Here is a 24,834-nt window from a genome sequence, read left to right as displayed (position 1 = left end):
CGCAGTTTTTTGCGTGGAGGTTGTTTCCAAAGATTGCTGTCGTGGCCGGTTCCGGGTGTGTGATTTATGCAAGATCAATTGCGAGGTTTGAACGGTCCCGAAGTAGCGACTCTACTGCGGTGTCGACGTGATCAGATGCAGCCGCTTCCAGTCGGCAGGAGGCATTTCAGTGTTGCGCTTAAACCCACTGTTCTGGTCGACGATATCCATCACTTCGGTCTCGACCCCCATGTCGCGTAGATAGGTACGAAGTTCGTTATCGATGCCCAGGGTCAGGGCCGAGCGGCGCACGTCGGAAATATTGGGCGCTCGCCGGCTACGGACTTCCATGCCGGACATGACAACGCGCGTGTCAGGCGGGATGGTCCGATGGATGCCGCCGGCAAGGATCAGCACGCAGGCGGTGCTGCATGTCCTGGCCGTGGCGAGCCTGGCGTCGAGCGGGCCACCGGGACGCTTGAGCAGGAAGCACTCTGCTTCCGGTTTGTCGGCGCAGGCGGCCACTTCCGTAGCACCGACCATGGCATCGAGGCCGCGATCATGCAGGATGCGGCCCACGCCCGCGGCTCCCTTGAGATCGGCGGGACCAAAGGCATTGATGACGAGCGGTAACTTGCGCCCCCGATACCGGTCGAGGATCGCCATCAGGCGCCGGCCTGTATCCCACTGAGCGCCGCCTTCGGCGGCGATCCACTCGGAGCAGCCAGGCCCGCAGGAATTTTCTGCGCCATGCGCAATATAGAAGATCATGGCGCCTGGCGGCGCGCCGAAGTCGCCGATTGGAGGTGCGGTGATTTGAGCGGAGATTGGGCTCGTGATTGTGAGGGCGAGGAGGGCGCCGAGAATGAGTGCGCGTGCAGGTCCTGCATTCATGGCTTTAGTGCCCGCTACATCCAGTTAAATGAGGCCACCGGCGAACAGGCAGCGATTGTATCGAAAGTATGTTACAACTAACTTGCGGGTGCAATAAAGGGGATTTCCGCGCGCGAGCAGATCTGCGCTCTAATCCGCTCCGTCGGCCGCCAGCCGAAGGAATTGCCGCTTCATCGCGTTGACGCGAGCGACATAGGCCGCGACGAGATGATCGCCGCAGCGTTCGGTCGCGTTCATCTGAAAATGGCGGCGGGCGAAGGCGGTGGCGGGGCCTCCGCCGCAGAGATGGATGAAGGCGGCGAGGTCTTGTGTTTGGCTGGCGCTTGGCTTCACGCCGCCCGCGCGGGCGAGAACGTCAGAGACGTTGCGGTCGAGATAGATCGACGCCAGCTCGATCGAATGGCTCGGGATCGTGCGGATGTAGAGGCTCGTGAAGCCGCAGCCGCTATCTGTGACCGCATGATCCCGGATGCAGAACTTTGCGGCCTCAGCGTATGCGCCATCGATCATCTGGAAGAGGCCGACGGCGCTCGACGCAGGCTGGTAGATCGCGAAAGGATTGAAGCTCCATCGCCAGCGCCAATAGGTGCGGTCGACTGGGTTTCCTGAACTCTCGACCTGCGCCAACGCGGCCAGCAATTCCGACGCGATCGCGCTGGTGGAGTAGGTGCGAAACAGCGGTCCATAGCTGCGCCACGTCTCCGCCGGCTCCTTGTCGAGCCGGTGACCGACGAAGGCGAACAGTTCAGTCGGCTTGTGGATCACGGCGGAGATGAGGTTCGCCAGCATGACGATGACGAGCAGGATCACCACGCCAGCCGCGATCCTGATAGTCCGCGGCGCGCCCGCGAACTTCAGCCGCGCCCGGCGGAGTCCACGTCGCCAGCGGCGCAGGCGAGGGAGGAGGCGGTTGGATTTTGTTGGCATGCGGTGGGTGGGCTACAGGTTCGCGATTTCGCCCGTATAATCTGTCAGGACCAATGAAGGAATCGCCATGAAAATCTATATGGCCGGCCCGCTGTTTTCGAGCGCCGAGCTTGCGTTCAACGCCGCGCTCGCAAGCGAACTTCGCGGGCGTGGGCATGAAGTGTTTTTGCCGCAGGAGCACGAGCAGCGGAAGGACCTGCCGCGCGCGATCTTCGAGAGCGACGTCAGAGGCCTTGACTGGGCCGAGGTGGTGGTGGCGTGCCTGGACGGACCGGACCCGGATTCGGGAACGTGCTGGGAGCTGGGCTATGCCTACGCGAAGGGTAAGCCGCAGGTCGTGTATCGCACCGATTTCCGCTTGTTCGAGGGGACCGATCCCATCAACCTGATGATGAGTGAAAGCGCCGACCATGTGATCATCATGCCGATTGCTGATGTCGTCGATCTCGCAGGCGAGATTGCAAAGCGGCTCGACCAGCTTGCGCCTCATAAGCAGGGTTAAGGCGGGTGGAGCGTCCCGTGCGCGGGGCGCTTGCGAATTTCAGCCGTGCCCGGCGCGCGTGCCGTCGCCAGCAGCGTAGGCGAGGGAGGAGGTGGTGGGGTTTTGTTGGCATGCGGAGGCGGGGGTGAGTGCCAGGAAGCAGGCAAGGAGGAGGGCACTGAATGAAGGGGCTCTTGCTGCTTCTTCCTGCGACGTATTAGGCCGGTTAGCCAATGTGTCGCTAACTTTTTTGCGTTCGTCTTCGAGATCGGAAAACGTGGAGCTTACGAAGACTTGATACACCTTCTCCATCGATCTCTCCAATAGACCCAAGGCGGCCTCTCGGCCGCCCTTTGTTTCTTTGGATGGATGGCCGGGTCTTTTAGCTTGAAGATGCGCTTCGCGCTTTCGGCCCGGCCATGACGACGTTTGAGCTACCTCACGAACACCCCGTCGTGGACCCGCAGGTGTCGCACTTCATGCAGGTGCCGTTACGCACGAGCGTGAAGTTGCCGCACTCCGAGCACATCTCGCCCTCGTAGCCCTTGGCTTTCGCTTCAGCCCGACGCTCGGCCTTGGAGGGATGAGCGGCTTGAGCCGCGCCCGCCTTGCTCCATTGCATCGCCTCGAGCTTTTCCGTCGGCGAGAGGTCGTGCTGCGTCTCCTGCTTGAGCGCGACCGCGCCCTCGAGTGTATCGGCGACGCGGCCGTGGCCACCGCCCGGAGACAGCGCCGTCACCTTGGAGCCGCCTGATGGCGCCGAGTCCGAACCCTGGCTGACCGCAGCCGAGCCGCCACGCATGACGACGAGGTTGTCGGTGCGCGAACGTGTAAGCCCCTTGGAGAGATACTTGGTTGCCTGCTGGTGATGGGCGTCGCTGGGCTCCTTGCCTTCCTCGACGCCCTTGCCGAGCGCGTCGAAGTTGGATTCGTTGGGATCGACATGGGCGAGGTCGAAGCGGCCCATGTAGCTCACCGCGAGTTCGCGGAAGACATAGTCGAGGATCGAGGTCGCATACTTGATCGAGTCGTTGCCCTGCACGGGGCCCGCCGGCTCGAAGCGGGTGAAGGTGAAGGCATCGACATATTCTTCCAGCGGCACGCCGTACTGAAGTCCCAGTGAAACCGCGATCGCAAAATTGTTGATGAAGGAGCGAAGCGCGGCGCCTTCCTTGTGCATGTCGATGAAGATCTCGCCGATACGGCCGTCGTCGTATTCGCCGGTGCGGAGATAAACCTTATGTCCGCCGACGACCGCCTTCTGGGTGTAGCCCTTGCGGCGATCCGGCATCTTCTCGCGCTCGCGCATCACGATGATGCGTTCGACGAGCTTCTCGACGATCTTTTCCGAGACTTGAGCTGCACGCGCCGCCATCGGCTTCTCGTAGAGCGCCTCGACCGCATCGTCCTCGTCCTCATCGTCCGAGATGAGCTGCGAGTTGAGCGGCTGCGACAGTTTCGAGCCGTCGCGGTAGAGCGCGTTGGCCTTCAGCGCCAGTTTCCAGGACAACAGATACGCCGACTTGCAATCCTCGACGGTGGCGTCGTTCGGCATGTTGATGGTTTTCGAGATCGCGCCGGAGATGAAAGGCTGCGACGCCGCCATCATGCGGATGTGGCTCTCGACCGACAAATAGCGCTTGCCGATCTTGCCGCAGGGATTGGCGCAGTCGAACACGGGGTAGTGCTCGGCCTTCAAATGCGGCGCACCTTCCACCGTCATCGCGCCGCAGATGTGGACGTTGGCAGCCTCGATCTCGCGCTTGGTGAAGCCGAGCGCGGCCAGCAGGTCGAAGTTCGGCGCGGCGATGGCTTCAAGGCCGATGCCGAGCTGGTCGCGGATGAAGTCCTCGCCAAAGGTCCACTTGTTGAAGGCGAACTTGATGTCGAACGCGGTCGGCAGCGCCTTTTCCACCTTCGCGATGGCTTCGTCGGTAAAACCCTTGGAGCGCAGGGTCGAGGCGTTGATGCCGGGCGCATTGGACAGAGAACCATGACCGACCGCATAGGCCTCGATCTCGGCGATCTCGCTTTCGCGATAGCCGAGCGCGCGAAGTGCGGCGGGCACTGCCTGGTTGATGATCTTGAAGTAGCCGCCGCCGGCGAGCTTCTTGAATTTCACCAGCGCAAAGTCCGGCTCGATGCCGGTGGTGTCGCAATCCATGACGAGACCAATGGTGCCGGTCGGCGCCACCACGGTGGTCTGCGCGTTGCGATAGCCGTTGGCTTCGCCCAGCGCCAGCGCATCATCCCAGGCCTTGGTCGCATGCGCGATGATGTCGGCTTGCGGGCAGGAGGCGTGGTCGAGCGGCACCGGGTTGACCGAGAGCGCTTCGTAACCGGACGCTTCGCCGTGGGCGGCGCGGCGGTGGTTGCGGATCACCCGCAGCATGTGGGCGGCGTTCTTCTTGTAGCCGGGGAAGGTGCCGAGCTCGCCCGCCATCTCGGCCGAGGTCTTGTACGCAATGCCGGTCATGACCGCGGTCAGCGCGCCGCAGAGCGAACGTCCTTCCTTGGAGTCGTAAGGAAGTCCCATGGTCATCAAGAGACCGCCGATATTGGCAAAGCCCAGGCCCAGCGTGCGGAACTCGTAGGAGAGTTCGGCGATCGCCTTCGACGGGAATTGCGCCATCATCACGGAGATTTCGAGCACGATGGTCCAGAGCCGGCAGAGGTGCTCGTAGGATTGCGTGTCGAAGGTGTTGGTCGCGGTGTTGAAGAACGTCAGCAGGTTGGCAGACGCAAGGTTGCACGCGGTGTCGTCCAGGAACATGTATTCCGAGCACGGATTGGACGCGCGGATGTCGCCGGACGCCTTGCAGGTGTGCCAGTCGTTCATCGTGGTGTTGAAGTGCAGGCCCGGATCGGCCGACGCCCAGGCGGCGTAGCCGATTTTTTCCCAGAGATCGCGCGCCTTGAGTGTCTTGGTGATCTTCTTGGTCGTGCGTCCCACGAGATTCCAGCTGCCGTCGGTCTCGACCGCGCGGAGAAAATCGTCCTTCAGCGATACCGAGTTGTTGGAGTTCTGGCCGGACACCGTGAGGTAGGCTTCCGAATCCCAGTCGGTGTCGTAGGTGTCGAACGAGATTTCCTTGTAGCCTTGCTTGGCGAACTGGATCACGCGCTTGATGTAGTTGTCAGGCACGAGGCTGCGGCGCGCGAGCTTGATCTCGCGGCGCAGCGCCGGGTTCTTCTCGGGATCAAAGCAGTCGTCGCCTGAACCTTCGCAGTTCACGCAGGCCTTCATCACGGCCTTGAGGTGCTTCTGGTTGATCTTGGAGCCGGTGACGAGCGCTGCAACCTTCTGCTCTTCCTTCACCTTCCAGTCGATATAGGTCTCGATATCGGGATGGTCGACGTCGACGACGACCATCTTGGCGGCGCGGCGCGTGGTGCCGCCTGATTTGATCGCTCCGGCCGCCCGGTCGCCGATCTTCAGGAAGCTCATCAGGCCCGACGAGCGGCCGCCGCCGGAAAGTTTCTCGCCTTCGCCGCGCAGCCGCGAGAAGTTCGAGCCGGTGCCGGAGCCATATTTGAACAGGCGCGCCTCGCGCACCCACAGATCCATAATGCCGCCCTCGTTGACGAGGTCGTCGCCCACGCCCTGAATGAAGCAGGCGTGCGGCTGCGGATGTTCGTAAGCGGATTTCGACTTGGTCAGCTTGCCGGTGAAGGGATCGACGTAATAGTGGCCCTGGCCGGGACCATCGACGCCATAGGCCCAATGAAGCCCGGTGTTGAACCATTGCGGCGAGTTCGGCGCGACCATCTGCTTGGCGAGCATGAAGCGCAGCTCGTCATAGAAGGCGAGGGCGTCTTCTTCGCTCGAGAAATACTTGCCCTTCCAGCCCCAATAGGTCCAGCAGCCACTGAGCCGATCGAACACCTGCTTCGCCGAGAGTTCGCTGACAAAGCGCTCGTTCTCCGGCAGCAACGCAAGCGCCTCGGTGTCCGGCACCGAACGCCACAGCCAGGACGGAACGGTCTCTTCCTCGACCTTCTTCAATCGCGCGGCGACGCCGGCTTTGCGGAAATACTTCTGCGCCAGAACGTCGGAGGCGACCTGCGACCAGAAGTCGGGCACCTCGACGTTTTCCAGGCGGAACACCACCGAGCCGTCGGGATTGCGGATCTCAGATGTCGTCAATCTGAAATCAATCTGTGCGTAGGGTGACTGGCCGGTCTTGGTGTGGCGCCGTTCGATTCGCATGGTCGTGCCCCGTTCTTCTTGAGCCGGCCGCCGCCGCGGCTGCCGGATGTTATTGCGCTTAAGCGATCCCTCTCCCCACCTTCCGACAGGGAAGGCGCCTTGAAGTCCCGCAGTTCAAGCCGGTGGATCCGGCCCTTGTTCTCTGACGGCTCAAGTCGCGGTGCGAACACCGTGGCCCAAGCCGGCTCATGTTCCCAAGACGAGCGCACCCCCGCGCCGTCTCAAACCCATGTACTCAACGCCCCAGCACAAACTTGCGGCCATTCGGCCTGCTTTTTTGCGCTTCCGAGAGGTACTGGACGAGGGACAAAACAGCCCGTATCCGCTGCCTCAACCGGCATGGCGGAGTGGTTATTTTGGAACCCTTTAGGGAGCGACCGGCGGGACCCAAACACACTCGCGCCGAACAGGAGAAAGCTAGGACGACTCCAACGCGCACGTCAAGAACTAGTACGAGTTCCTGAATCAAATACTAAATATGGTGGAAAGAGGGGAAAACCAGGGGACACCGCCCGCACCCGGTTGGCCCAAGTATCAGTGAGTCCTCAGGGATTCCCAAGGGAAAAAATTTGTGATGGTAAAGCGGCAGCCGGCTTCACCCCGCTGTTCACAGGCGAAGTATTTTTGCGAGCTTCCGCTTGCGTATCGGAGACTCACGTAGGCCTACGGGAACCCGGCCGCACCTAGCCGGTCAGGTATACGTTCCTGACCATGGTTTGCGCGCGGAATTGGCGGCAATGTCGCCTCGATTCTACCAGTGGTGCTAGAATCGGACCGACTAGAGTTCCAATCCTCCCATGACATCCGACAACCAGCCGGGCGCGAAAGCGCGCATCGCGCCCGCAGGGCTTGCCTTCCTCGCCATCACCTCGCTCGGCTGGGGATTCAACTGGCCCATCACCAAGTACCTGGTCGGCTACCTGCCGCCGCTGACGCTGCGCGGCACGACCGGGGTGATCGGCTCGATCCTGCTCGCCATTATCGCCTTGTTGTGGGGCCAGACCTTGCGGGTGCCGCTGGCGCTCTGGCCACGCCTGGTGCTCGCCGCCATCCTCAATGTCGGGTGCTGGATGGTGCTGATGGGCTTTGCGCTGCTCTATCTTCCGGCGAGCGAAGCAACCGTCGTTGCCTACACCATGCCGGTCTGGGCATCGCTCTTGGCCTGGCCGATCCTCGGCGAGCGGCCGAATCTGTTGCGCGTGCTGTCGCTGCTGATGGCCTTTGCCGGCTTGACCGCGATTCTGGGTAGTCACGGGTTTGCGGCGAGCTTTTCCAAGCTGCCGGGAATCCTGATGGCGCTGGGCGGCGCGCTCGGCTTTGCGCTCGGCACGGTGCTCGCCAAGAAATGGCCGCTGCATTTGCCGCCGGTCTCCGCCGCGGCGTGGCAGATCGGCGTCGGCTGCTTTCCGATCTCGATCGTGGGTTTTTTCGTCGACAAGTCGAACTTCGCCGGACTGTCGGGCGGCGGCTGGCTGCTGTTCGGCTATTCGACCGTCGGCCAGTTCTGCATTGCCTATGTCGCCTGGTTTGCCGCGCTGGCGCGGCTGCCGGCGTCAGTGGCGGCGATCGGCACCATGGCCGTTCCGGTGATCGGCGTGATCACCTCGGCGGTCGCCCTGCACGAGCCGCTCGGTATCGGCCAGATCGCGGCCCTTCTGTTCACGCTCGCAGGCGTCGCACTCGCAACGCAGTCGTGAACTGCGCCGGACGATTTTCCAAGAGCGCGAGCCATCAAACGTCGCGCGCCATGGGAAATCCGGAACGCGACGCGTTTTGGAAAATCGTCGTCGCGCTCCAGACCTGATCCGCCAATCGTAGCGCTGCTCTCCTAGCCGCGCACTCCGGCAACAGCGGGAGGCTGATTTCGAGAAGGAGGAGGGGGAGCAACGCTCGGCGTCGTCAATTGGTGTCTTAGATTCTGGAAATAGCTCGGTTGCGGCGCCGGCTGCTGTTGTGGCGGGCGCTGTTGTGTCGTCTGGGCCAACTGCACGGCGGCTTCCCGCGCGCCGTCACCCGCGTTGGCCAGTGCGGTCATCGCCACGAGCGAGCCGAGCGCAACGGCTAACGTTGCGAGGCGGTTGATCCTGGTCTTCGTCTCATTTTCCCTCACGGTGTCGTTCCTTTCGGCTGTTGCGACCACGCAGCCTCTGCGTGTCTCGACAGCAACCGTAACTTTCCCGGAGGCGGCGATATTGTATAGAATTGTCTTCCACGCACCGTGCCATGATCGTGGAGTGACGGCGGCATGCTACCCGACGATCCCAGAGAACGCGTGGTCTGGCTTCAGCCGGAGGGCCCGAAGGGTTGGGAATATCTGATCGCCCGCCAGTCGTGTCATCTGTGGGTCGTTCGCCACGAAACCTACACGCTGTGTGCCTGCCGCGGCTACGGCAACGTCTGGAAATATCGCGGACGCGTCGAGACGGTGCGCAGCCCGACCGTGGTGATGCTGATGGAGCCCGGCGAGATGCATCACACGCTCGAGGTTCCGCCGGTCTATGCCTTCAGCGTCGTGCTGGTCCCCGCTGGCGAGGTGACAGCAGCGGCCCACGAACTTGGCGTTTCCGGCATCCCGCACTTCCGCACGCTGGGCGCGGACGATCCGAGGCTCGCCGCGGCGGTGCTGCGGCTCGGCGAGGTGGTGGAGCGTGACGATGCTCCGGCGCTTGAACGCGACACCTTGCAGGCCGCCATCGTCAGGCTGTTGCTCGATCATGCCGAGCGCGCCCCGCAGCCATCCGCGGATGCCCACCATAATCGCGCCGTTGCGCGTGCCCGATCCTATCTTCATGCGCATTGCGATGCCGCCGTGACCTTAAAGGAGCTGGCGGCCGCGGCCGGGGTCAGTCGCTTCTGGCTGGTGCGGGCGTTTTCGCGGACGGTCGGGCTGCCGCCGCATGCCTATCACCTCCAGGTTCGCATTGGACGGGCACGCCAGTTGTTGCGGCAAGGCATAGCGCCGGCATTCGTGGCCGGCGAACTGGGGTTTGTCGACCAGGCGCATTTCAGCCGTCACTTCAAGCGGATCATGCGGGTGACGCCGCGCGAATATTGCCAGGGGACCGGACGTTCGTCGCGCCTGTCGTGAGCGGCGGCCGGCCTTTGCACGGCCTTTTGTCCCTTACTCAACTGGACAATTCGGCCCGCAACTGGCATCAGGGCCTTCAATCGTCCCTTTGAAACGGCTCGCCTCTATGAAGCAGTTCTTCCTCAAAGTGTTCACCTGGTGGAACGGCCAGACCTTCGGCACGCAGCTGTGGACCTGGCGGTTCGGCGAGCTGGTCGGCGAGGACGAGCAGGGCAACCGCTACTACCGCACCAAGGGCGGCAAGATCGATCCGACGCTCCACTTCCAACGCCGCTGGGTCGTCTATAACGGCTATGCCGAAGCAAGCCGCATCCCGCCGGAATGGCACGGCTGGATGCATCACACCGTCGACGTCGCCCCGACCGAGGAAAACTACGTCGCCCGCGAGTGGGAAAAGCCGCATGTGCCGAACATGACCGGCACGCCCAACGCCTATCGCCCGTCCGGCTCGACGCTCGCCAGCGGCCGCCGGCCCAAGGCCACCGGCGACTACCAGCCCTGGACGCCAGGAAACTGACTTCGCAGCTGAGCGCTTCCCACCGCGCCATCATCTATGACTTCGACGGCGTGCTCGCGGACAGCGAGGTGCTGTCCAATTCCGTCATTGCCGATGTTGTCAGCGAACTCGGCGTGCCGACAACAGTCGACGACGCCTACCGCACCTATATGGGCAAGCGGCTGGTTGAGGTGATCGAAACCATCGAGCGCGTGACCGGCCGCAGGCTGCCGGCGGACTTTGCCGACAGCTATCAGCGCCGCACCTTCGACGTCTTCCGTGCGCGGCTAGAGCCGGTCGACGGCGCGCGCGCGTTTCTCGCGGCCTGGCGCGACGTGCCGAACTGCATCGCCTCGTCATCCTCGCCCGAACGGTTGGCGTTGAGTCTCGAGGTGCTCGACATGGCGGCGTTGTTCGAAGGCCGCGTATTCAGCGCCTCGAATGTCGCGCGCGGCAAACCGCATCCGGACATTTTCCTGTACGCGGCCGAACAACTCGGCATCGCGCCCGCCGATTGCATCGTGATCGAGGACAGCCTCAGTGGCATCACGGGTGCGCGTGCCGCGGGCGCTACCGCGATCGGGCTGACGGCGGCGAGCCATGTTCAGCCAGGTCACGATACGCGGCTGAGAGAAGCCGGCGCCGATCATGTTGTGCAGTCTTTCGCCGAACTCGATCGCATCATTCGTCCGCTCCTGCGCAACTAAGATATTGAAATGCCGTTGTGCGCTGCCCGCGTGCCTGTGAACAACGGGATCAACGGGGACGACGAAGAGAGCGCTGTTGCGCCCCGCGGAGGGCGATGGCTTAGTAGGGTCATCTTACGGAGATGGGAAACCACCGCGGACGGATCGGGCAACAGATCGCGACTGACCCGATAAGCAGCGGCTTCCGATCAGGATGAGCCGGGAGATAGGCCCCCGGATGACGACGTCCTGAGATCGCCCGTTAAATGTGAGGCTACCGTAAGACAGGAAGGCCGCTCGGGAAACCGGGCGGCCTTTTTCGTTGCGAGAATTACGGCGCGTAGCGCAGACGAAGCTTCGACACACCGGCGGTGATGTCCAGGCCCGTGTTGGCTTCCACCGATACCGGTTGGAGTGCAAATGAGCGCCTTGAACCACCGATAAGCGCGTTTGCACCAAGTCCGACGCCGACGGCCGCATCCGCGCTGACGCCGACATAGGAGCCGGCGAGGCCGCCGCGAATGGGCCCGGCAACCGGCGCAAGCACCGCCCACGCCATCCGCCCGCCCTGATTAATTCCGAGATCGAGGCCCACTGTGGTGACGCTTCCAAAGTATCGTTCCGGCGGCCAGGGTCCGTCCGGAGTGTAGGAGCAGGACAGTCTCTGACGCTCGATCACGATAAGGCCGACCGACGGCGCCAAATTACACCGCAAGGTTCCGACTTTTGTCCGCTGTTGCGCTGACGCCTGGCTGGCGACAGAAACGGTTGAGGCAAATACAAGGACAGCAACCATACGCCCGAGTTTCGATTTCATCATCTTGCTCCGTTGATCCCGCTGTTTCTCTGGCCGCGGGGATTCGATCTAGCGTTGCGTTATGACCATCTCCCGTCGTCATTGAAAAGGGCCTCAGCGTGGGGGCCACGGCTGAAGCCCTGCCTCAATGGCATAAGAGGTCGAGAGAAGCTTGGCGCGACGTAATGATTGAATGCGCCAACGTGTTGCTTCGCCAATAAAGAATTCGCCAATAAAGAAAAAGCCCGGCCATTTCCAGGCTGTGTGAGAACTGGGGCAAATCAGATAGAGAGGCCGCATCATTAATGATGCGGCCTTTTTCATGCGCTACATTCGAGGTGGGGACCGTAACCAGGCGAGTTTTTTGCCGGCACGGATCGATGATTACGTTGCCGCTGATGCGGCGGTGCGGGTAATCGATGCCTTTGTTGAAGGTCTCGATATGTTCGGGCTCGGCTTGGTTCGAGCGACACCGGCGGCGACCGGGCGGCCCGGCTATGACCCGCGCGATCTTCTGAAGCTCTATATCTACGGGTACCTCAACGAGGTTCGTTCGAGCCGCAAGCTGGAACGCGAGTGCCGGCGCAATGTCGAACTGATGTGGCTGTTGGGGCGGCTTGCCCCCGACTTCAAAACAATTGCGGACTTTCGGCGGGACAATGCAGCCGGGATCGTAGGGGCATGCCGGGCCTTCGTGCTGTTCTGCCGCGAGCAGGGACTATTTGCGGCCCGTCTGGTGGCCCTCGACGGTTCGAAGTTCCGGGCGGTGGCGAGCGCCAAGCGGATTATGGGCGAACGCAAGGTCGCCGAAGAGGCCGGCCGGATCGATCAACAGATCGCGGCTTATCTTGCCAACCTCGACAGCATCGATGCGGGCGAGCGGGCCGATAGCGATGCGGAACAAACGGCTGCGGCTCTCCAGGCTCTCAGGGCACGCCGCACCGACCTTGATGCTCTGGCGGCGCGACTTAAGGCGGAAGATCGGACTAGTCTTGTAGAAGGTGAGCTCGATGCGCGGCCGATGGGTAAAGGGGCAGGCTCCAAGCCTCCTTCCTACAATGTCCAGACGGCGGTCGATGCTGCGACGGGGCTGATCGTCCACCATGAGGTTACAACCGAACCCACCGACAACCGGCTGCTCCATCCGATGGCCAAGGCGACGAAGGATGCGGTGGCGGCCGATACGCTCACGGTGGTGGCGGACGCTGGCTATTCGAACGGAGCAGACGCGGCAGCCTGCGAGAACGATGGCATCACGCCTTGTGTGCCAGCGAACCGGGCCGTCAACAATCAAGGCGACTTCTTCGACCGCACGGCCTTCATCTATGAGCCGCAAACCGACAGTTTTCGTTGTCCGGCGGGCCGAACACTGGTGCGCAAGCAAATCCTCACCAGAAAGCAGAGCGTCTTGTATATCGCCGACGATTGTTCGGGTTGCGCGCTCAAGCCGAGATGCACCCGCGTCGAGCGCCGCTTCGTTCAAAGACACCTTTACGAGGACGCGCTTCAACGCATGAATGCCCGCGTCGAAGCCGATCCACACCTCATGCGGCAGCGGCGATGCGCGGCTGAACACCCGTTCGGAACCATCAAGCGGATGACGGCTGGCGGCAGGTTCCTCACCCGAGGCCTTACCAACGTCAAGACTGAAGCCGCCCTCAGCGTTCTTGTCTACAACATCATGCGGGTCATCAATCTCATCGGCTCGCAAAGCCTCAAGATTAGGCTCGCCTGACCCTAAAAATTAAAAAAGAGGCCCCGGATCACCGCAGCCTCTCGTTTCCACACAGCCTGCGAAGCCGGGCTTTCCAGTGTTACCGATTGTTCGTTCTACCAGGCATCGTAGCTGCGGTAGACGCGCCGATGATAGACCCGCGGGCTATCATCGTAATAATAGCCGGGGTTATCGTAGTACCCGTAATCAGGGGCATAGCCGTAGCCATAACCTGGGCCGTAGTAGCCGTTGTTATAGGCACCCGCTGCTACTGCGGCGCCTACTGCGGCTGCGCCGATGCCAAGACCGATCCCGGCGCCTCTGCCAAAGCCGCGGGCTTCTGCCGGCGCAATGGCCGCCGTTCCAACAGCCGCAACGGCCGCAAGAGTCAGGATGATTTTTCGCATGAGTTCGCTCCTTTCCTCGCAGAACCAACCTGCGTGGAGCGACGTCGTTGCGGGAACAACAGGAGATTCTTTTTGAGTTTTCGCGAAACTATCTAGAGTTCCGATTCCGAGGTTCGCATGATATCGCCACGAACTCCCGGGGTTCCGTGGACGCTTCTATTGACTTGGATGCCGTCTCAAGCAAATCCGCCAGCCCTGCGTGTCCGCGGTGCGTTCCGGCCAGCGGCCACTCCTCGCCCGGGATGATCCACTCGATGTCCTCGGCGACCAGGCTTGCCCCTGCGACCCATTGGGATCTGTGAAGCGAATTGGCCGGCCGCTTGCTCGGCTTGCTCAGGCGTAAGGCCCGTCGTTGTCTCTAAGGCAGGGGTCTCGGTTGGTCCGGGGCTCATCGTATTCACGCGGATTTTGCGGTCTTTCAGCTCCACCGTCCAAGCGCGCGAGAAGTTGTGCACAGCCGCCTTACTCGCGGCGTAGGCGCTAAACCTGCGCCTACGCCCAGCGACCGGCTTCCTCGAAGCTCAGGCGGGGATTGCGGGGGAAGACGGAAGCCGGATCGCCGTGTCCGATGCTGCAGATGAAGTTCGACTTGATCCGCGTGCCCGCGAAGAACGCCTTGTCCACGCCCACGTTGTCGAAGCCGGACATGGGGCCGCAATCCAGTCCCAGCGCCCGCGCGGCGACGATGAGATAGGCGCCCTGCAGCGTCCCGTTGCGCATCGCCGTCGCCCCGGCCACGTCGGGCGGAGCGAAATACTTCTGCATCATCTCGGCGGCGTGCGGCATGAGCTTCGGCAATTCGCCGGCGAAATTCAAATCATGCCCGACGATCACCGTGATGGGAGCCGCCAGAATCTTCGGCTTGTTCAGGTCGGCGGCCAGTCCGGCGAGCTTCGCCTTGCCGTCGGTGCTGCGCACCCAGACGAAACGCGCCGGGCTGCTGTTCGCGGACGTCGGTCCCCACTTCATGAGGTCGTAGACATCTCGGACAGTCGCGTCATCGACGGGACGATCGAGCCAGCCGTTGAAGGTGCGGGCGGAGCGAAAGATCAGATCGAGTGAATCGTCGGAAAGAACTGCGGTCATGGATGTATTCCTTCGAAATCGTTGAAGATGGTGCGATCGTCGGGCCGTGCGATCAGGACTTGTCGTCGAACTTGACCAGGTCCTTGAAGATCAGCCGGCCCCAACTGTTGCCGCGCCCATGGACGAGCATTCCGCCCTCCGAAAGCCTGCCGAGGTCGATCGGCGCGAACCCGAGATCTTTCGCGAGCGCGCCGATGTCGGTCGTGGCGCCGTCATCGTCGCTCGCCAGGAACACGACCCTCCTGCCGCCGTGGACCGCCGGATCCTGGCCGAGGACCGTCGCGCTCAGGTGGTTGAAGCCCTTGACGAGCCGCGCCCCGGCGAAAGCCTGCGCGACGACCTTGGCAGAGAGCTGTCCCTCCAGTTTCTCGGGAGGCACGCCGTAGGCGTTGGTCACGTCGACGATGGTCTTGCCCTGCCAGGTAGGCAGCGCTTTCGCGACATCCGGGTACTGCTCGAAACGAACGGCCAAGAAGACGACATCCGCCTCGACCGCTTCCGCGAGCTTCTTGGGGATGATGGTGGGGCCGATCGCGGCCGTGTCGGATGCGAAGCTTTCGGGATCGCGGGTGGTCGCGACGGACACTTCGATGCCGTTGCGCGCGAACGCCTTGGCGAGCGCCTGGCCGATCTTGCCGAAGCCGATGATTGCGTAGCTCATGGTAATTCTCCGATCCGTTTCGATGTGGATCGCCCGATCTGCGATGACGCCGATCGTCCGTTCGGCTGCGTGGCGGCACTCGCGAGTCAGGCCGCCGTTCGAGAGATGCGCGTTGCCGCGATCGGGCGCGATTTCAGATGGCCGAAAAGCCGCCGTCGACGGACAACTCCAACCCGTTCACGAAGCTGGAATCGTCGGAAGCCAGGAAGACCGCGACCGCGGCGATTTCCTCGGGACGCCCCATCGTGCCCCGCGGGATCAAGGATTCGAACATCCGCTTCGCGTCCTCGGTGAGCACCTCGTCCTGCATCGGCGTGGCGACCGGCCCCGGGTGCAGCACGTTCACCCGGATATTCCGGCCCTTCAATTCGTTGAGCCACCCGCGGGCGAACGCATGCAGCGTCGCCTTGCTCGCCGCATAGACGCTGTAGCCGGGAAAACCTTTGAGCGAGGCGACCGATCCGGTCATGAAGATTGAGCCGCCATCCTTGAGCAGCGGCAGCGCCTTCTGGACCGTGAACAAGGTGCCGCGCGCATTCAAGCCGAAGGTCGAATCGAAATGTTGCTCGGTGATCTGGCCCAACGGGGCGGCGTCGCCCATGCCGGCGCTCGCGTACAGGACGTCGATCTTGCCCTTCTCCCGCTTAACGGTTTCGAACAGGCGGTCGAGGTCGTCGAGATTAGCAGCGTCGCCGCGCACGCCGGTCACGTTGCGGCCGATCAGCTTGACGGCCTCGTCGAGCTTCTCCTGCTTCCGGCCCGTTATGAAAACGTAAGCGCCTTCTTCCACGAACCGCTTGGCGCCCTCCAGCGCCATGCCGCTCGATCCACCCGTGATGACTGCAACCTTACCTTCGAGCTTACCCATGATCTGTCCTTCGAGGCTCCGCCTTGATCGTTCGGGGACATTCCCGAGGACCTCGACATGGGACCGCCACCGTCCGCAATTCAGTGCGGAAAAACGCACATCGGTGGTGCGAAAATCATCCAGTTGAGCACCCGACACCGATCGGCATGCCGTTCGACATCGGGTTACCTTCCTATGGAAGAGTGGGAAAAATCGCTTATATCGTCGCACGATGTGCCGGATACAGCTTCAAAAAAGCACCCGTGTGGTGCGGGATTGCACCATGATCGACTGGGATGACGTTCGCTTCTTTCTTGCCGTCGCTCGCGGAGGCTCGGTGCGGGCCGCCGCCGAGCGCCTCGGTGTGAACCACGCGACAGTGCTGCGGCGCATCGCCCAGCTCGAGGAACGCCTCGGGGGGCACATGTTCGAAAAACTGCCTTCGGGCTACCGCCTGACGGCTGCAGGCGAGGAGGTCCTCGAGTTCGCGGACCAGATGGAAGCGTCGTCGCACCAGCTGGAGACGCGGGTCTTCGGGCGCGACCAGAGCGTGCGCGGGCGTCTGCGGGTGACGCTGGCGCCGCCGCTCGCGACACACCTGCTCATGCCGGACTTCGCGGATTTTGCGCGTCAGCATCCGGACATCGAGATGGAAATCCTGTCGTTCGGCGAGCTGGCAAATCTGACCAACCGGGAGGCCGACGTGGCGATCCGCGTCGTCTACGACCGCAAAACCCTGCCGCTCAATCTTCACGGCCTGAAGGGACCGGAGCTGTTCGGCGGCGTCTACATGTCCCGCGATCGACTTGCCGCGTGGCGTGCGGGCGCGCCTGATCCCATCCGCTGGATCGTCATCAGCATTCATGGAATTCCGGATTGGGCCAGCGAGGGTGAGGTTCGCACCACGGGGGTTCCATTCAGGACCAGTGACGCCGGGGCGCAGATCGTTGCTGTACGGCAAGGGCTCGGGATCACGACACTGCCTTGCTTCGTCGGCGATGCCGACCCGCTGCTGGTGAGAGTGCCGGGCACCGACCTGCACATGTACGGAACGGTCTGGCTTCTCACACAGGGGGAGACACGCAAGACGAAGCGCGTGCGGCTCTTCTCGGAGTTCGTATCCCACAGGCTCGCCGCGTACGCGCCGCTTCTCGCGGGACTGTCCGTATCGCGCGACTGACACGCGGCTAGGTGCGGCTTTGAATTTGAAGTTCCTATCGAACTCGCGGCGAACTGATAGGAATTTCAAATTCGCCGCACGAGTGTTCCACGTTAGCGGGATGGTTCCCCTTGCCATGGCAGCAGCACGATCTTGCCGCCGAACCCGCCCGCGTCGATGCGCGTGTGAACATCTTTTGCCGCGGACAACGGTTCGCGAGCGACGACAACGGGATGAATCGCGCCGCTGCGCAGTAACTCGAACAAGGCGAGCATATCGGCCTTGAACTCGTCGGGGTGCGACTGGCGGCGATCGGTGATGCTGTAGAAAAGAGCACGACGGCCGCGGAACAGGAAACTCAACGCGCCCCATAGCTTCAACCGCGCCATTCCAAGTCCGGCGGCGATGAGGTTTTCGTGCCCGATTGCCATCGTCTGCGCGCCGTAGCCAATGAGCATGCCGCCCGGCGCAAGACAGGCGAACGATCGCGCGAAGTGTGAGCCACCCATCGCATCGAATGCCGCATCGACGCCGGCGCCGCCCGTTCGTTCCGCCGTGAGTTTGCGCACGGCAGCAACGAAGTCCCCGGCGCGATAGTCGATTGCAACAGCACCGAATTTCTCGACGACGGCAACGTTAGCTGCCGAGCAGGTGCCGATCGCCTTCAGGCCGAAATGACGCGCCAGATCGAGCAGGGCGGTGCCGACCGTGCCCGACGCGCCGATGACGAGGATCGTCTCGCCGGGCGAAAAGCTGCGATAGCGCGTGAGCATCTGGAAGGCGGTCAGGTAGGCGAGCGGGATGCAAACCGCTTCCGACAAATCGACGCCATCCGGAACGGGCACGAGGAAGCGCGCGGGCCGGATGGCATATTGCGTGTAGCCGCCGACGACGCAGAGATCGGCAACCATCTCGCCTTCAAGTGGCGCGCTCACGCCCGGGCCGGCCTTCTCGACAACGCCCACCAGATCGTAGCCCGGCGTGAATGGCAGCGGTCCCTTGAAATCCAGATAGCGGCCGCGCCGGATAAAGCTGTCGGTGAAGCCGGTCCCGGCTGCGAGAACCTTGATCCGCACCTCGCCCGGGCCGGGATCGGGAATCGTAGTCTCTTCCGCGAGCTCCAGGACCTCGGGGCCACCGAACCGGGATATGCGAACATGCTGCCAGGACATGGGACCAGCTTGGCATGTCCGATGCTCGTCAGCGAGCTTAATTGGTCGCCGGGGCTGCCTCGCTAAGTCGTCCAACCGTAAGAGCCAAAGCGGCTCCGCCTGTTCCCGCTGGTTCTCCCAGCATGTGCGCCCTACATTGACCGCAAATGAGCAACGCCATTCACGTCCCCTTCGACGCTGCGACCGCGCGAGCAGCCGAAGGGACGCGATCGCCCGCGTATCCTCGCCTCGTAATCGCGACGACGATCCTGGCATCGAGTTTGGCGTTCATCGATAGTTCGGTCGTGAATGTTGGGCTACCGGCGATTGGTCGGAGTTTCCACGCGGACGCCAGCGGCCTGCAGTGGGTCGTCAATGCCTATTTGCTTCCCTTGAGCGCGCTGCTTTTGCTGGGAGGAGCAGCGGGAGACCGGTACGGGCGCCGTCGCCTCTTGATCGCGGGCGTTCTTTTGTTCGGCATCGCTTCTCTGGCTTGCGCGATGGCGCCGAGCCTTATCTTGTTGCTGCTTGCTCGCTTCGTGCAGGGTGCGAGCGCCGCCATGCTGATGCCAAACAGTCTCGCGATCCTAGGCCAGAGTTTCGCTGGCGAGGCGAAAGGCCGCGCGATCGGCATATGGGCGGCGACTGGAGCGGCTGCGGCTGCGGTCGGACCCGTTCTCGGCGGCTGGCTCATCGATGCCGGCAGTTGGCGCCTTGCCTTTCTGATCAACGTTCCGTTGTCCATAGCTGCGGTCGCGCTAGCGTCGCGTTATGTCGACACGGACGTCGACGATACCGCCGGCAGTCTCGACTGGTTGGGTGGAGCACTGATCACGGCTGCTTTGGGCCTTGCGACCTGGGCGTTGACTGAAGGATCCGGTCGGGCCTGGTCGCTTTCCGCCTTCGTCGTCCTCGGGGTGGGCTTGATCATCTCGCTCCTGTTCCTGTCTGCGGAGCGACGGCTGGGCGATATGGCCATGATGCCGCTCTCGCTGTTCGGGTCCCGCAGCTTTATCGGCCTCACGCTCTTGACGTTCCTGCTGTACGGCGCGCTCGGCGGCATGTTCGTGCTGGTGCCCTATGTATTGATTCAAGCCAACGGGTACGCCGCGACGCAGGCCGGCGCTGCGCTACTGCCCCTGCCGCTGGTTATCGCTGTAGCATCGCCTGCCGCCGGTGCGTTGGCGGCAAAGGTGGGTCCGCGATGGCTGTTGATCACAGGACCGGTCATCGTTGCGGCCGGCCTTCTCATGATGCTGCGGATCGGCTCGGCCACAAGCTATTGGCTTGGGGTGTTTCCCGCGATGATCGTGATTGCCTTGGGAATGGCCTGTGCGGTCGCCCCGCTCACGACAGCGGTGCTGATGTCCGTCGACAGCGGCCACACGGGTGCGGCATCCGGGCTGAACAGCGCGGTGGCGCGTACCGGCGGACTCGTAGCGACAGCCCTTATTGGACCCGTGGTAGCGGCATCCGGACCTGCTCTGCTTTCAGCTTTTGGAGTAGCCGCAACGATGGGCGCAGTCATCTGCGCGGCAGCAGCGGCGAGCGCTGCGATATTGATTGCGCCGGCGGGGAAAGCCTGACCATCGACACAACGATGACGAGCCTGCGACGAGATTGTTCCCTAGCCGTGAGCACGTAGCGCCGCGGCCGCTTGCTGATTGTTGGCCTTGCGGCGCGCCTGGCCCGCCGGATTCGTCTGCCGCAGGCGCGTGATGACTTCCGGTGGCGCCGTGTCGGGCGAGCCTGACGTGAACGGAGGTGCCGGATTATATTCGAGCCGAAGCTGGATCATTTCCGCGGTCGGGCGGTCGACCAAAATCGAAACCAGCGTCAACGCAAAATCAATTCCGGCGGTCACGCCGCCGCCCGTCACGCGGTTACGGTCGACGCACACCCGCGTCTTGGTCGGCAGCGCGCCGTAACCCTCGAGATAGCCGACCGCGGTCCAGTGCGTGGTGGCCTTGTATCCGTCAAGCAGTCCGGCGGCGCCAAGCACCAGCGATCCCGTGCAGACCGACGTGACGTACTTGGCGGTCTTGGCTTGCGCGCGCAGGAAGTCGAGCATCTCCGCGTCAACAACCATGTCGTCGGTGCCCGCACCGCCGGGGACGCAGATCACGTCGAGTGGTGGGCAATCGGCAAAGCTTGTGGTCGGCAGGACCGTGAGCGCGGTGTCGCTCGCCACCGGCTCGATCCGCTTCCAGATCAGATGCACGTTGGTATCGGCTAGGCTCGAGAACACCTGTAGCGGGCCGGTGAAGTCGAGCTGCGTCACTTTCGGGAAGACGACAATTCCGATCTGAAGCGGCATGAGGGGGCGCCTTGAAGTTCATGGGAGCGACAAGTCTCGCACGATAGCCTCGCATGACAACGGCGTATTTCCCTCATTCTGGACATGAGCGATCAAATAAAAAGCCCCGCTAGTGGAGTGGATTTGACATTCGCTTCCCGCCTGGCCGCGAGTTCGTCGAGCGAATGTCAAATCCACTCCACTAGAAACTTATATTCCTAGTGGTCCTTTAATTCTAACATTCGCAAAAGTGCGCGCTGAGAAGGGATGCGAATGTTAGAATTGGACCACTAGTCGCTGGCGGGGCTTCTTCGTTTGGTACTCGTATCCTCGAGCTCTTGCTCAGGCCTGATAGTTGATCAGCGTTGATGCAGCTGTGCTCGACGCGGTTGTCGTGCCGTTGGCGCCATATGAAAGGGATTGCGCGTCCTGAAGCAGCTTGAGGAAGTCCTGCAAGACGTTGCCGAGTGAGGAGCTGTTGCTCGACGAACTGTCGCTGGAACCGTCGGTCGAGCTGGACGACGAACTATCGAGCAGTTGTTGGAGTGCTGACGTTGCGCTCGAAGACGAAGAGCTTGAACCGCCTCCGGACGGAGGCGGTCCGGGAGGAGGGCCACCCTGCGGGCCACCTGGTCCACCACCGGGTCCGCCGGGCCCGCCCTGACCTCCGTGGCCATTGCCGAACGTGTTGGCGAAGAGATTTTGCAACTCGGTGGCCTGATCGCTTGTCAACGCGCCGCTGGAGACCTGGGCCTGGATGAGGCTGTTGATCTTCGACTTGATGTCGCCGGGACCGGTGTCTCCGCTGCCCGCAGAACCCGCGGCCTGCGAACCGGACGAAGATTGACCAGCCGACAGTGAACTGTCGATGCTCGTCAGCGCCGAGGAGAGCGCGGACTGGTCGGTTGAGCTGACGGTGCCAGCCGAAACTTCAGATTGAAGCTCCGCTTCCAGTTGCTGAAGCGGGCTGCTGTAGGTGTACTGACTCGATCCAAGTCCCGAGATTGAAGACATCCAATATCCCCCAAAAGGCCCGAGGCGATCCTCGAATGTACGTGGTTAATGAATCCTCACTCGCCGGCGGGAGATTTGTTGCTGGCGACTTCTGACGACGTTCCGGCAACGTCACGCCATCAAAAAGTTTGGGCGATCCGTATCGCCGCGGAGGGCTGACCGACGTTTACAAGCAGACACGAAAAGGAGTCGCGATCAGCGCGTCAGCCGCTCGCGAATGTCGGGCTTCAGCACCTTGCCCACCTTCGAGCGAGGCAGGCTGTCCCACACCTCGATTTGCTTTGGTGTCTTGACGCTGCCGATCTGCTGCTTGACGAAGGCTAGGAGCGCCGTCGGATCGACGCTCTGGCCCGCACGCGGCTGCACCACCGCGACGATTCTCTCGCCCCATTTGTCGTCAGGCAGGCCGACCACCGCGCAATCCTGCACCGAGTCGTGCGCGCGCAGCGCGTTCTCCACCTCGATCGAGTAGACGTTGAAGCCGCCGGTGATGATCATGTCCTTGGCGCGATCGACAATGTAGAGATAGCCATCGCCGTCGATGTGGCCGATATCGCCCGTATGGTGCCAGCCATGCGCCGAGGCCTCCGCGGTCGCTTGCGGATTCTTGTAGTAGCCCTCCATCACCAGCGGGCCGCGCACCACGATCTCGCCGCGTTCCCCCGTCGGCAGGATTTTGCCGTCCGCGTCCATGATGGCAACCTGGACCAGCGGGCTTACTCTGCCCGCCGAGGACAGCCGCCGCATCGCAATCGTGCCGTCGGGATTGTAGTGCTCCTCGGGCGCCATCATCGAGATCATCATCGGCGCTTCGGTCTGGCCGAACAGCTGCGCCATCGGTCCGATCCGCTGCAACGCCTCCGCAAGCCGCGTGGCCGAGATCGGCGCCGCGCCGTACCAGAAGCATTGCAGCGAGCCGAGCCTTGAGCGATCGAGCTTCGGATGATCGAGCAGCATGTAAATCACGGTCGGTGGCAGGAAGGTGTGCGTGACGCGATAGCGCTCGATCAAATCGAGGAATTCGCCGATATCGGGATGGTGCATGATCACGATGCGGCCGCCGAGCGTCATGATCGGGAAACAGAGCACGCCGGCCGCGTGCGTCAGCGGCGCCAAGGCGAGATAGACCGGGCGGCCCTTGAACGGATAGCCCATCAGGGTCAGCGCGGTCATCGTTTCGATGTTGCGGCCCGACAGCATGACGCCCTTCGGCTTGCCGGTGGTGCCGCCGGTGCCCGGGATCATCGCGAGATCGTCGACCACCTCGCGCTGATATGGATCATCGGAGAGACCGCTGAGCCAGCGCTCGAACGACGGCGTGAACGGCATTTCCTGATCAAGGCACACCAGCGTGCGCAGCTTGGGCAGATCCTGCCGCACGGTCTCGACCATTGCGGCAAAGCTCGAATGAAACAGCAACAGGCTGCAATCGAACCCGTCGAGGATGAACTTGTTTTCGGCCGCCTCGTTGCGCGGATTGATCGGGCACCAGACGGCGCCGGCGCGCGAAATGCCGAATACGCAACTGAAAGCGAGTGGATCGTTGCCGGACAGGATCGCAACCTTCTCGCCCGGGGCGATGCCCGATCGTTCAAACGCGCGCGCGATCCGGTAACTCAGCTTCTGGACGTCGCCATAGCTGAGATCGCGTCCGTCCATGGTGAGGCAGGGCGCCTCGATGCCAAGCGATGCGCCCTTGTCGAGGTAATCGATGAAACGCATGGCCAACCCCAACATAAGCAAAAGCGGGTGACGCGGCTGCCGCGTCACCCGTTATGGTTCAGTCTTGCACGGTCAGGATCGGCTTGCTGACGAGGCCGAAGCTGCGCAACTGCCCGAGCAGCTCGCGATGACCGAACGCCTGGCATCCGGAGGCGAAGCCGGTGCGCTTCGGCGGCTGCTGCAGCAGCGCAAACGCGGCATAGGCTTGCAGCATGCCGGTCTGCTTGTAGTTGCTGTTGCCGTAGATGATGCAGTGCGCGCGCCCCAACGGGCCGGAGGCATGCACCGAATCCAACGACTTGTTGACGCGCGGGTTCTCGCGCGGCGGCATCGTGTTCATCACGCCGGCGGCGGTCTGCGCCAACGCCGCGTAGCGCTCGTCGGGCTTCATGTCCTTGGTCGCCTCTAGCGCGGCAGCGACGATCTGCGGCACGCCCAGCATCAGCGCGCGATTGAAGACGCCGCCCAGTACCTTCACGTTGGCCACGCGCGGATCGCGCTTGAACCACACCGGGTGTGAGGTGCCGCCCCAGGGCAGCGCCAGCGCCAGCTCGTGCTGGCCGGGAATGGCGAGATTGTAGAGGCCGGCGTCGGGCTGATGCTCGACATACTTGTTCTGCTCGAGGTAGTAGGCCTTGGCCATGGCAGCGTTGACCAGGATGGTCTGCGTCGAGGCGATGGTCGGGCTGCCGCCCCAGAACACGGCGATATCCAGCGTGTCGAGGCCGGGCGTCTCCAGGCATAGCTGCGCGGCGATCTCGCCGGTGGTGTACATTTGCGCAATGCCCGGCGCCAGCAGCAGGCCGGCATTGGCGAACTTCGTGCCCCACTCTTGATCGAGCGTGATCAGCCAGTCCTGCTCGCCGGTGGTGTCGGTGTAGTGGCATCTGGAAGCCCAACAGGCTTGCACCACTTCGCCGCCGAACTTGGCGAAGGGACCCACTGTGTTGAGCACCACCGAGGCGCCATTGAACAATTCGGTCAGCACGGCCACGGTGTGCGGTACCTCCACCACCTCGTAGTCGGCGGTCTCGATGCCGGCCACGTTCGCCTTCATCGCGGCGTCGAGCTTCCCGGTGCTACGGCCGGCGGCGATGAAGGGGATGTTGTACTCACGCAAATATTCGCACACCAGCCGGCCGGTGTAGCCGGAAGCGCCATAGACGACGACAGGTTTCTTCTCGCTCATTGCGATCCTCCCAAATGATGATTGTGTGAAG

At 62.7% G+C, this 24,834-nt stretch carries 23 protein-coding genes and 2 pseudogenes; 8 read left to right on the top strand and 17 right to left on the bottom strand.

The genetic code is table 11. The annotated features are described in order from the left end of the window. Window positions 1–111: 111 nt before the first annotated feature. Together BUA38_RS34890 and BUA38_RS34885 are read right to left on the bottom strand one after the other, a co-directional pair. Complete coding sequence (locus BUA38_RS34890) at window positions 112–750, bottom strand: hypothetical protein (RefSeq protein WP_244553141.1); 639 nt, start codon at window positions 748–750, stop codon at window positions 112–114. A gap of 252 nt (window positions 751–1,002) precedes the next feature. Next, window positions 1,003–1,800, bottom strand: a complete 798-nt coding sequence (locus BUA38_RS34885; protein WP_072825292.1) for a transglycosylase SLT domain-containing protein — start codon at window positions 1,798–1,800, stop codon at window positions 1,003–1,005. Between the two features lie 67 nt (window positions 1,801–1,867). Here BUA38_RS34885 and BUA38_RS34880 point away from each other — a divergent pair, with 67 nt between their 5' ends. Next, complete coding sequence (locus BUA38_RS34880; RefSeq protein ID WP_072825291.1) at window positions 1,868–2,302, top strand: nucleoside 2-deoxyribosyltransferase; 435 nt, start codon at window positions 1,868–1,870, stop codon at window positions 2,300–2,302. Window positions 2,303–2,341: 39 nt separating this feature from the next. Here the strand turns inward: BUA38_RS34880 and BUA38_RS34875 are convergent, their stop codons facing one another. Both BUA38_RS34875 and BUA38_RS34870 read right to left on the bottom strand, forming a co-directional pair. Beyond that, window positions 2,342–2,593: a DUF4062 domain-containing protein gene (locus tag BUA38_RS34875; protein WP_072825290.1), complete on the bottom strand. Its 252-nt coding sequence runs from the start codon at window positions 2,591–2,593 to the stop codon at window positions 2,342–2,344. A 127-nt stretch (window positions 2,594–2,720) separates the two neighbouring features. Next, window positions 2,721–6,491: a vitamin B12-dependent ribonucleotide reductase gene (locus BUA38_RS34870; RefSeq protein ID WP_072825289.1), complete on the bottom strand. Its 3,771-nt coding sequence runs from the start codon at window positions 6,489–6,491 to the stop codon at window positions 2,721–2,723. A 797-nt stretch (window positions 6,492–7,288) separates the two neighbouring features. Here BUA38_RS34870 and BUA38_RS34865 point away from each other — a divergent pair. The 4 genes from BUA38_RS34865 (at window position 7,289) to BUA38_RS34850 (ending at window position 10,782) form a co-directional block, all read left to right on the top strand. Further along, complete coding sequence (locus BUA38_RS34865; protein ID WP_072825288.1) at window positions 7,289–8,188, top strand: DMT family transporter; 900 nt, start codon at window positions 7,289–7,291, stop codon at window positions 8,186–8,188. A gap of 548 nt (window positions 8,189–8,736) precedes the next feature. Continuing rightward, window positions 8,737–9,579, top strand: coding sequence for a helix-turn-helix domain-containing protein (locus tag BUA38_RS34860; protein ID WP_072825287.1), 843 nt, complete (start codon window positions 8,737–8,739; stop codon window positions 9,577–9,579). A gap of 106 nt (window positions 9,580–9,685) precedes the next feature. Then, entirely contained in the window at window positions 9,686–10,096 is a 411-nt protein-coding gene (locus BUA38_RS34855) for an NADH:ubiquinone oxidoreductase subunit NDUFA12 (protein WP_072825286.1), read from the top strand. After that, the gene (locus BUA38_RS34850; protein ID WP_276328176.1) at window positions 10,078–10,782 is read left to right on the top strand and encodes an HAD family hydrolase; all 705 of its coding nucleotides are present in this window, start codon (window positions 10,078–10,080) and stop codon (window positions 10,780–10,782) included. Before BUA38_RS34855 ends, BUA38_RS34850 begins: the two co-directional genes overlap by 19 nt. Window positions 10,783–11,092: 310 nt before the next feature. On the opposite strand, the gene BUA38_RS34845 is transcribed toward BUA38_RS34850, so the two are convergent. Together BUA38_RS34845 and BUA38_RS37385 are read right to left on the bottom strand one after the other, a co-directional pair. Further along, window positions 11,093–11,557 (bottom strand): DUF992 domain-containing protein, encoded by a 465-nt coding sequence (locus BUA38_RS34845; protein WP_244553349.1) that lies wholly within the window; start codon window positions 11,555–11,557, stop codon window positions 11,093–11,095. A gap of 114 nt (window positions 11,558–11,671) precedes the next feature. After that, window positions 11,672–11,881 (bottom strand): hypothetical protein, encoded by a 210-nt coding sequence (locus tag BUA38_RS37385; protein WP_156898879.1) that lies wholly within the window; start codon window positions 11,879–11,881, stop codon window positions 11,672–11,674. Here BUA38_RS37385 and BUA38_RS34840 point away from each other — a divergent pair. Further along, on the top strand, window positions 11,880–13,292 hold the full coding sequence (locus tag BUA38_RS34840) for an IS1182 family transposase (protein WP_072816060.1): 1,413 nt from the start codon (window positions 11,880–11,882) through the stop codon (window positions 13,290–13,292). The genes BUA38_RS37385 and BUA38_RS34840 overlap by 2 nt on opposite strands. A gap of 95 nt (window positions 13,293–13,387) precedes the next feature. Here BUA38_RS34840 and BUA38_RS34835 read toward each other — a convergent pair whose 3' ends face one another. From BUA38_RS34835 to BUA38_RS34810, 6 genes and pseudogenes are all read right to left on the bottom strand, one after another. Next, window positions 13,388–13,678, bottom strand: coding sequence for a hypothetical protein (locus BUA38_RS34835; protein WP_072825285.1), 291 nt, complete (start codon window positions 13,676–13,678; stop codon window positions 13,388–13,390). Between the two features lie 124 nt (window positions 13,679–13,802). After that, window positions 13,803–13,952 (bottom strand): annotated as a pseudogene (locus BUA38_RS38400) (nuclear transport factor 2 family protein); the annotation flags it as partial. Next, a pseudogene (locus tag BUA38_RS34825) lies at window positions 13,948–14,163 on the bottom strand (SDR family oxidoreductase); the annotation flags it as partial. The pseudogenes BUA38_RS34825 and BUA38_RS38400, both read right to left, overlap by 5 nt. A 7-nt stretch (window positions 14,164–14,170) precedes the next feature. Next, entirely contained in the window at window positions 14,171–14,764 is a 594-nt protein-coding gene (locus BUA38_RS34820) for a malonic semialdehyde reductase (RefSeq protein ID WP_072825284.1), read from the bottom strand. A gap of 52 nt (window positions 14,765–14,816) precedes the next feature. Further along, the gene (locus tag BUA38_RS34815) at window positions 14,817–15,425 is read right to left on the bottom strand and encodes an NADPH-dependent F420 reductase (RefSeq protein ID WP_072825283.1); all 609 of its coding nucleotides are present in this window, start codon (window positions 15,423–15,425) and stop codon (window positions 14,817–14,819) included. A 133-nt stretch (window positions 15,426–15,558) separates the two neighbouring features. Then, the gene (locus BUA38_RS34810) at window positions 15,559–16,293 is read right to left on the bottom strand and encodes an SDR family NAD(P)-dependent oxidoreductase (RefSeq protein WP_072825282.1); all 735 of its coding nucleotides are present in this window, start codon (window positions 16,291–16,293) and stop codon (window positions 15,559–15,561) included. A gap of 262 nt (window positions 16,294–16,555) precedes the next feature. On the opposite strand from BUA38_RS34810, the gene BUA38_RS34805 reads away from it, so the two are divergent. Then, entirely contained in the window at window positions 16,556–17,452 is an 897-nt protein-coding gene (locus BUA38_RS34805) for a LysR family transcriptional regulator (RefSeq protein WP_072825281.1), read from the top strand. 92 nt (window positions 17,453–17,544) lie between these two features. Here the strand turns inward: BUA38_RS34805 and BUA38_RS37380 are convergent, their stop codons facing one another. Further along, complete coding sequence (locus tag BUA38_RS37380) at window positions 17,545–18,603, bottom strand: medium chain dehydrogenase/reductase family protein (protein ID WP_072825280.1); 1,059 nt, start codon at window positions 18,601–18,603, stop codon at window positions 17,545–17,547. A gap of 146 nt (window positions 18,604–18,749) precedes the next feature. Here BUA38_RS37380 and BUA38_RS34795 point away from each other — a divergent pair, with 146 nt between their 5' ends. Next, complete coding sequence (locus tag BUA38_RS34795; RefSeq protein WP_072825278.1) at window positions 18,750–20,168, top strand: DHA2 family efflux MFS transporter permease subunit; 1,419 nt, start codon at window positions 18,750–18,752, stop codon at window positions 20,166–20,168. A 41-nt stretch (window positions 20,169–20,209) separates the two neighbouring features. Here the strand turns inward: BUA38_RS34795 and BUA38_RS34790 are convergent, their stop codons facing one another. From BUA38_RS34790 to BUA38_RS34775, 4 genes are all read right to left on the bottom strand, one after another. Next, window positions 20,210–20,899, bottom strand: coding sequence for a DJ-1/PfpI family protein (locus BUA38_RS34790; RefSeq protein WP_072825277.1), 690 nt, complete (start codon window positions 20,897–20,899; stop codon window positions 20,210–20,212). A 321-nt stretch (window positions 20,900–21,220) separates the two neighbouring features. Beyond that, window positions 21,221–21,892, bottom strand: a complete 672-nt coding sequence (locus BUA38_RS34785; protein WP_072825275.1) for a hypothetical protein — start codon at window positions 21,890–21,892, stop codon at window positions 21,221–21,223. Between the two features lie 195 nt (window positions 21,893–22,087). Beyond that, a complete protein-coding gene (locus BUA38_RS34780) occupies window positions 22,088–23,614 on the bottom strand; it encodes an acyl-CoA synthetase (protein ID WP_072825273.1) in 1,527 nt (508 codons plus the stop codon). A gap of 58 nt (window positions 23,615–23,672) precedes the next feature. Beyond that, on the bottom strand, window positions 23,673–24,803 hold the full coding sequence (locus BUA38_RS34775) for a DUF5938 domain-containing protein (protein ID WP_072825271.1): 1,131 nt from the start codon (window positions 24,801–24,803) through the stop codon (window positions 23,673–23,675). Window positions 24,804–24,834: the final 31 nt, after the last annotated feature.

Origin of the sequence: Bradyrhizobium erythrophlei (assembly GCF_900142985.1) — a bacterium.
GTDB classification, from domain to species: domain Bacteria; phylum Pseudomonadota; class Alphaproteobacteria; order Rhizobiales; family Xanthobacteraceae; genus Bradyrhizobium; species Bradyrhizobium erythrophlei_B.
The sequence above is the reverse complement of the archived record's forward strand: the minus strand, read 5'-3'. Positions and strand labels throughout refer to the sequence as shown.

What these genes read in the sequence shown, in the direction of transcription:
- BUA38_RS34885 (WP_072825292.1), bottom strand. Translation starts at nt 1,800, where the DNA reads ATGCCAACAAAATCCAACCGCCTCCTCCCTCGCCTGCGCCGCTGGCGA.
- BUA38_RS37380 (WP_072825280.1), bottom strand. Translation starts at nt 18,603, where the DNA reads ATGTCCTGGCAGCATGTTCGCATATCCCGGTTCGGTGGCCCCGAGGTC.
- BUA38_RS34860 (WP_072825287.1), top strand. Translation starts at nt 8,737, where the DNA reads ATGCTACCCGACGATCCCAGAGAACGCGTGGTCTGGCTTCAGCCGGAG.
- BUA38_RS34775 (WP_072825271.1), bottom strand. Translation starts at nt 24,803, where the DNA reads ATGAGCGAGAAGAAACCTGTCGTCGTCTATGGCGCTTCCGGCTACACC.
- BUA38_RS34790 (WP_072825277.1), bottom strand. Translation starts at nt 20,899, where the DNA reads ATGCCGCTTCAGATCGGAATTGTCGTCTTCCCGAAAGTGACGCAGCTC.
- BUA38_RS34795 (WP_072825278.1), top strand. Translation starts at nt 18,750, where the DNA reads ATGAGCAACGCCATTCACGTCCCCTTCGACGCTGCGACCGCGCGAGCA.
- BUA38_RS34810 (WP_072825282.1), bottom strand. Translation starts at nt 16,293, where the DNA reads ATGGGTAAGCTCGAAGGTAAGGTTGCAGTCATCACGGGTGGATCGAGC.
- BUA38_RS34820 (WP_072825284.1), bottom strand. Translation starts at nt 14,764, where the DNA reads ATGACCGCAGTTCTTTCCGACGATTCACTCGATCTGATCTTTCGCTCC.
- BUA38_RS34880 (WP_072825291.1), top strand. Translation starts at nt 1,868, where the DNA reads ATGAAAATCTATATGGCCGGCCCGCTGTTTTCGAGCGCCGAGCTTGCG.
- BUA38_RS34870 (WP_072825289.1), bottom strand. Translation starts at nt 6,491, where the DNA reads ATGCGAATCGAACGGCGCCACACCAAGACCGGCCAGTCACCCTACGCA.
- BUA38_RS34845 (WP_244553349.1), bottom strand. Translation starts at nt 11,557, where the DNA reads ATGGTTGCTGTCCTTGTATTTGCCTCAACCGTTTCTGTCGCCAGCCAG.
- BUA38_RS34890 (WP_244553141.1), bottom strand. Translation starts at nt 750, where the DNA reads ATGATCTTCTATATTGCGCATGGCGCAGAAAATTCCTGCGGGCCTGGC.
- BUA38_RS34835 (WP_072825285.1), bottom strand. Translation starts at nt 13,678, where the DNA reads ATGCGAAAAATCATCCTGACTCTTGCGGCCGTTGCGGCTGTTGGAACG.
- BUA38_RS37385 (WP_156898879.1), bottom strand. Translation starts at nt 11,881, where the DNA reads ATGAAAAAGGCCGCATCATTAATGATGCGGCCTCTCTATCTGATTTGC.
- BUA38_RS34855 (WP_072825286.1), top strand. Translation starts at nt 9,686, where the DNA reads ATGAAGCAGTTCTTCCTCAAAGTGTTCACCTGGTGGAACGGCCAGACC.
- BUA38_RS34840 (WP_072816060.1), top strand. Translation starts at nt 11,880, where the DNA reads ATGCGCTACATTCGAGGTGGGGACCGTAACCAGGCGAGTTTTTTGCCG.
- BUA38_RS34780 (WP_072825273.1), bottom strand. Translation starts at nt 23,614, where the DNA reads ATGCGTTTCATCGATTACCTCGACAAGGGCGCATCGCTTGGCATCGAG.
- BUA38_RS34815 (WP_072825283.1), bottom strand. Translation starts at nt 15,425, where the DNA reads ATGAGCTACGCAATCATCGGCTTCGGCAAGATCGGCCAGGCGCTCGCC.
- BUA38_RS34805 (WP_072825281.1), top strand. Translation starts at nt 16,556, where the DNA reads ATGATCGACTGGGATGACGTTCGCTTCTTTCTTGCCGTCGCTCGCGGA.
- BUA38_RS34865 (WP_072825288.1), top strand. Translation starts at nt 7,289, where the DNA reads ATGACATCCGACAACCAGCCGGGCGCGAAAGCGCGCATCGCGCCCGCA.
- BUA38_RS34785 (WP_072825275.1), bottom strand. Translation starts at nt 21,892, where the DNA reads ATGTCTTCAATCTCGGGACTTGGATCGAGTCAGTACACCTACAGCAGC.
- BUA38_RS34875 (WP_072825290.1), bottom strand. Translation starts at nt 2,593, where the DNA reads ATGGAGAAGGTGTATCAAGTCTTCGTAAGCTCCACGTTTTCCGATCTC.